Origin of the sequence: Gilvimarinus gilvus (assembly GCF_030518155.1) — a bacterium.
Lineage (GTDB): Bacteria > Pseudomonadota > Gammaproteobacteria > Pseudomonadales > Cellvibrionaceae > Gilvimarinus > Gilvimarinus gilvus.
In genome coordinates this window covers 1-316 of sequence record NZ_JAULRU010000332.1, presented here as the reverse complement: position 1 = coordinate 316, position 316 = coordinate 1, and the positions used below count along the sequence as shown (strand labels likewise).

The following is a 316-nucleotide window of genomic DNA, read 5'->3' as shown; positions in this document are numbered from 1 at the left end:
CTCAGGTCAATCTTCGCTGATGGTGATGCTCGGCATCGCCGGCGCTGCAGCTTCCTGCAGCACGATCCGCGCCCCTACCTGGCGCGCCAGTTCCTGGTAGACCATGGCAATCTGGCTTTCCGGCTCGGCAATGGCGGTCGGCTTGCCGTTGTCGGCCTGCTCGCGGATGACCATCGAGAGTGGCAGCGAGGCCAGCAGATCGACGCCATACTGGCTGGCCAGTTTCTCGCCACCGCCTTCGCCGAACAGGTGCTCGGCATGGCCGCAGTTGGAACAGATGTGCACGGCCATGTTCTCGACCACGCCCAGTACCGGG

Annotated in this window: 1 protein-coding gene; it reads right to left on the bottom strand. The window is 64.6% G+C overall.

The features are described 5' to 3' along the window. Positions 1-6: 6 nt before the first annotated feature. A partial coding sequence (locus QWI17_RS05670) for a P-loop NTPase (RefSeq protein WP_302721543.1) occupies positions 7-316 on the bottom strand: 310 nt, incomplete at its 5' end.